The 4,706-nt window shown below is 60.5% G+C and carries 5 protein-coding genes and 1 pseudogene; 2 read left to right on the forward strand and 4 right to left on the reverse strand.

The window, feature by feature from the left end; genetic code table 11:
• Positions 1 to 779 (reverse strand): annotated as a pseudogene (locus G6020_RS17335) (cytochrome P450); the annotation flags it as partial.
• A gap of 71 nt (positions 780 to 850) precedes the next feature.
• Positions 851 to 1,171, reverse strand: a complete 321-nt coding sequence (locus G6020_RS16250) for a 2Fe-2S iron-sulfur cluster-binding protein (protein ID WP_067718080.1) — start codon at positions 1,169 to 1,171, stop codon at positions 851 to 853.
• A 118-nt stretch (positions 1,172 to 1,289) separates the two neighbouring features.
• On the opposite strand from G6020_RS16250, the gene G6020_RS16255 reads away from it, so the two are divergent.
• On the forward strand, positions 1,290 to 2,291 hold the full coding sequence (locus tag G6020_RS16255; RefSeq protein WP_107749265.1) for an AraC family transcriptional regulator: 1,002 nt from the start codon (positions 1,290 to 1,292) through the stop codon (positions 2,289 to 2,291).
• Between the two features lie 149 nt (positions 2,292 to 2,440).
• Here G6020_RS16255 and G6020_RS16260 read toward each other — a convergent pair whose 3' ends face one another.
• On the reverse strand, positions 2,441 to 2,965 hold the full coding sequence (locus tag G6020_RS16260) for a PaaI family thioesterase (protein WP_008379464.1): 525 nt from the start codon (positions 2,963 to 2,965) through the stop codon (positions 2,441 to 2,443).
• 295 nt (positions 2,966 to 3,260) lie between these two features.
• Here G6020_RS16260 and G6020_RS16265 point away from each other — a divergent pair, with 295 nt between their 5' ends.
• On the forward strand, positions 3,261 to 3,890 hold the full coding sequence (locus G6020_RS16265; protein WP_107749266.1) for a TetR/AcrR family transcriptional regulator: 630 nt from the start codon (positions 3,261 to 3,263) through the stop codon (positions 3,888 to 3,890).
• A gap of 487 nt (positions 3,891 to 4,377) precedes the next feature.
• Here G6020_RS16265 and G6020_RS16270 read toward each other — a convergent pair whose 3' ends face one another.
• Positions 4,378 to 4,680, reverse strand: coding sequence for an Lsr2 family protein (locus G6020_RS16270; RefSeq protein WP_095719492.1), 303 nt, complete (start codon positions 4,678 to 4,680; stop codon positions 4,378 to 4,380).
• Positions 4,681 to 4,706 lie beyond the last annotated feature (26 nt).

Here is a 4,706-nt window from a genome sequence, read left to right on the forward strand (position 1 = left end):
TTCTCGTTGCTCTGCAACATGGTGATCAGATCGAAGCCGGGTTCCTCCCCGGCTTCTGTCCGGGCCTTCTTGTCGTACCACAGAGAACTCAGACCGCTCGCCATGTCGCGCATCCCGTCGAACGTCTCGTCGAGGTCCGCGGGACCACCGTTCGCTTCCTCGAACGACGTCGCCATATCTGACCAGTACACGAGTTTGCGACGTTCCTCGTATGGGAAGTCCAAGAGCGTCGCGAGCATCCGAGCTGTCAGTTCGATCGAGACGGTCTGCACCCAATCGAACGGCTGATTCACCGGCAAGTCGTCTAGTACCTCGCGAACCCGAGACCGAATGAGCGTCTCCATCTCGCGCAGGTTCTTCGGCGCGACCACCCCCTGCACAGCTGCTCGCTGCAAGTCGTGGCGCGGTGGGTCCATCGCGATGAACATCTCGATATCGAGAAAACGAGGCGGGGCCCCGATCACTATCATCGGCTCGGCGGAGAAGACCTCATGGTTCTTATCGACCGCGATGATGTCTTCATGTCGGGTCACTGACCAGAACGGCCCGAACGCACTGTTGGGCTGAAAGTGGACCGGAGCCTCGTTTCGCAGGCGCTCATAGTAGGACTGCCAGCGTCCTTGGCGATAGAGAAAGGGATTACTGAGGTCGATGTCGGCGAGCTCGACATCCTCGACGGGAGGAATGGGACTCTCTACGAAGAGCTTCTTCCCATTCGTCCTTGTCACCCAGCGCCGAGTCCTGTCGTACAGATGGGCGCCCCGGATCTGAAGATCCATCGGGATGGCCGACCGGATTCTGTCCCCGACTTCTACATGATTGCTTGACACGACTCTTGATCCCTTCGTCGTTACATCTGGAACTCTGGCACCTGGACGACCAGGCCGTCCCAATCCGCGGACGCGGTCATCTGGCACGACAGTCGAGAGGTCGGCAGCCTTTCCGGGTTCATTGCGAGCATTTCCTCTTCACTTGCTCCCGAGAGGCCGACCTGTTCGGACCACTGCGGATCAACGATGACATGACACGTGCCGCACGCGGCTTCGCCTCCGCAGTCAGCGTCAATCCCGGGCACCGCGTTGTTGACGGCGATCCGCATGAGTGACTGCCCCTCCTCTAAGGGCACCACGTGCTTCTCTCCCTCATGTGAGACGAAGGTTACGACTGTCATCGCTGGCTCCTGCATGGTTGTTCGGGTAATAGCTGCTCACAGCATTGCTAACAACGACGACTGCGGCTAGGTTGATTGAGGGCAGAAGCTTGTTAATTTGGCTCAGAAGGCGGGGGCGATGAATCTTGATCGCGAGGGCGTGCCACCGCTCGTGTTCGCGCAGTTACTTGAGAGCCCAGTTCTGGAGCAAGACGCCGTTGCACGGTTTCGCGAGATCATGGATCGTGAGCGAAGCGACGTCGAGTCACTTCTTGCCATCAACGCCCAAGTTCCCCTGCGGTGGATCAGGGAAGCCTTGCCCGACCTCGACGTCGACCAAGCAACGACCCTCGGTTTGGCGTTCGCCCAGCATGCTCATCTGACGTCCTTCGGACCATTAAGCGTCCCACTAGTAAGCGCAGGTTCCGCAGGCGAGATATTGGAATTGCTTGCCTACCTGCCGCTAATAACCCCAGCCCTGAGTGCGCAGTTCTACGCAGGTGGACACGGAGTGTCTGTCGCGCTCAATGGGCAGACGGGCGATCGAGTCCTAGACTCCCTAGTGGTCACCTACTGTGGTGCGGTCCTGCTGAGGCTGCTGAATATACTCGTTGGCGATGCACCAGACATCACACTCTCACTGGGTTGGCCCGCTCCGGAAGGTCTGCCCGTGGATCAGGATTGGTTAGCTGGTCGCCTGGTATTTGACGCTTCACTGTCCATTCTGCATTTTCCCGTTGACGCGGTCAATCACGTCTGCCGGTTCTCTGACCCCGTGGCGTATCGACTCGCTAGCGGTGACTTGCAGCGAAGGCTCGACGAGCGGAGTAAAATCGCCTCGTATTCGGACAAGGTGAGACGTCTGATAGAGAAGCGTCCCGCAGATTGTGGAAGTCAGTGGATTGCAGACGAACTCTCCATCTCTACGAGCACACTTAAGCGGCGCCTCTCTGAGGAAGGGATGACCTATCGCGGACTGCGCCAGTCGGTCATTCGTGAGTACGCGATTCTTCGTTTACTGGACGGATCTGTGTCCGCGAGCGAGATCGCCACGGACCTCGGTTACAGCGACCTCGCCAGCTTTTCACACGCTTTCAAGCACTGGACCGGCCACCCGCCGACGGGGTTCCGTCGTAGGTAGCGCTGCCTCTTGGTTGACTCGTACAGGGCAACTGGCGATGCACGGTGCCTTCCGCTTCGCCCGTTCTTTGGGCGTGGCGTTCAATATCTTCAGGCTCCGCCGACATCCTCGACGTATTCGGGCCTGGTGCTCGCGGCGGTGAGTTTGGCCTAAGCCCTCGAGTTTCTCTGTGACTGCAAAAAGTGTTCAACCTCGACCACGATGAACAGGGCAGTGGCAGTAATAACAGTGCGGCCCTCTGCATCCTCCATCGTGGACGTGAGGTCCAATTTCCGGCCATCGCGAGACCGAACTGCAGCGCGCAGGATGTACGGGGTGTCGAGTAGTGCTGGCGCAAGATACTCGAGCTCGAGACGGCGCGTCACGGCGAGCTCGCCGACCGAATAGAGCAAGAAGCCGAAGAGGTCGTCAATCACGGTCGCTACCGCGCCGCCGTGTGCAATGCCGGGTGCCCCGACGTGGCGCTGGTCGAACTGGTGGTGTGCGACGACGCCGTCTCCGTCACGCCGTACCGAGAGGAAGTGACCATTCGGGTTCTCTGGTCCACAGCCAAGGCAGTTGGGGTGGTGGGGAGGAAGCTCGGAGGAACCGGATTCCATGCGCGTAAACGAGCGCACCCAGGTGTCGATATCGGTACCTATCGGCCCGCCGGCCTTGTCGCGAAATGTGTCCATGTCCAGACCTTCCTGTCGATGAAGTTGTGCTGGGTGTGACACCTCTGCTCATGGCGACGGAGATATCGCCGACACCCGCACGTCCGACCCGTGACCCAACCTCGACCGGGACGTCCAAGGGGCCCTGAGGCCCGATGCGGGTGGCCTGAGCAACTGGCTGCCGACGGCACGATAGTCAGGTCGACAAGGCCGACTGAGCCGGGACACCATGTACTGTACGAACATACAGTATGCGGTACCGACGTATAGTCTAGTTTGGGGTCCGTAGGCTCGACCGCAACTGAAGGGGAACCGCGTGAATCGTTCCGCACCAGGCGCCGCGGGCCAGGATCTCACTGCCAAGGCGCGCATCCGCAACGCCGCACTGGATCTCTACGCCGCCAACGGCGAGGACGGCACTTCGTTGCGAACCGTGGCGACCGCGGCCGGGGTGACGGTGGGTCTCGTGGTCCATCACTACGGCACGAAGGACGGCCTGCGCGGGGCGGTCGAGCGACTGGTCGTAGAGCATTTCGCTACCGCACTTGCCTCGGCGCCCGTGGACGTCCCAGGCGCCGACATCGCCCGGATCCGCAACGAGGCGGTTGCCGACATGCTGGTCAGGCGTCCCGAGGTGGTGAACTACCTGCGCCGCGCGTTGCTAGATCCCGGCGGTCAGCGAGGTGAGTTACTCGAACGGCTCACCGAGCTGACACACCGGGAAGTGATAGCTATGCGGCAGTCTGGTGCGGCGTCTAGGGTCCGCGCCGATGCTGTTCAGGTGGTCGACGTCATCGTCACTCAGCTGGGCCGTTTGTTCCTCCAGCCGCTCGTGGACTCGATGTGGTCCCATCTTGGGACGTTCACTCACACCGAAGGCGACGACAAGCCGGAACTGAGTGTTCGCGTCACCGAGACATTGGCACCGCAAGGAACGCCGCAATGACCTTGGTCATGGTAAGTCGCTGGCTTCGAGGCCGGACGATGCCGCGAGCAGCCGCAGTCGAGAATAGTTGCCGCGTGACGGCCACAGTGGACTCCACTCTTAGGGGCAAGAAAACGAGATCCTGTGGCACGCCGTTGCCTATCTGTCGCAGGCGAACCCGCCAGACGGCGATATGCCCGTGTGGGGCAAGAAGGTCGGCTTTCGGAATGTCTCCGACCACGCCCACACAGGGGGCAACGGAATCGCGCACAGCCTCAGACCGAGCAGCTCCACCAGTCGCGCCCACCGCGCCTGCTGATGAAGTGCCGAGTTCTGAGGTGCCGAGTTGCCAGTGCGAGACCGGACGAACGTGCGAGCAGTTCGGGGAGCGGTCGAGTTCGCGAGATTCACAACTCGGCATCGTCTACTTGTCATAACGTAAGTTATCGGCGTAAACATATTGCCTGGTAAATGGTCGTGTTGAGCCGTCCTTCGTCCCGCTGTATCGCTAATTGGCCGCGGTGTACGCCTGCAGGACGTCGGCGGGGATGCGTCCGCGGTTGGAGACGTCGTAGCCGTTGGCCTGGGCCCATTCGCGAATAGCTTTAGTGTTTGCGGACGAGGTCTTCGCGGAGGTTTTTCTTGCGGCCTTGGTGTTTCTCCCGGTCACTCGGTGGCCAGCCTCGATGTACGGCGCAATGATCTGGCGAAAAGCCTCGGCGTTGTCGTCGCTGAGATCGATGGAGGGTTCCTTGCCCTCGAAGGCGAACGAGAGAGTGTTCGCGGTTTCGCCTAGGTCGGTTCCGTCGATTGAATATTCGTCTCACTGGGGTCCAC

The organism is Dietzia sp. B19, assembly GCF_014145155.1.
In the GTDB taxonomy this organism is placed as follows: domain Bacteria; phylum Actinomycetota; class Actinomycetes; order Mycobacteriales; family Mycobacteriaceae; genus Dietzia; species Dietzia natronolimnaea.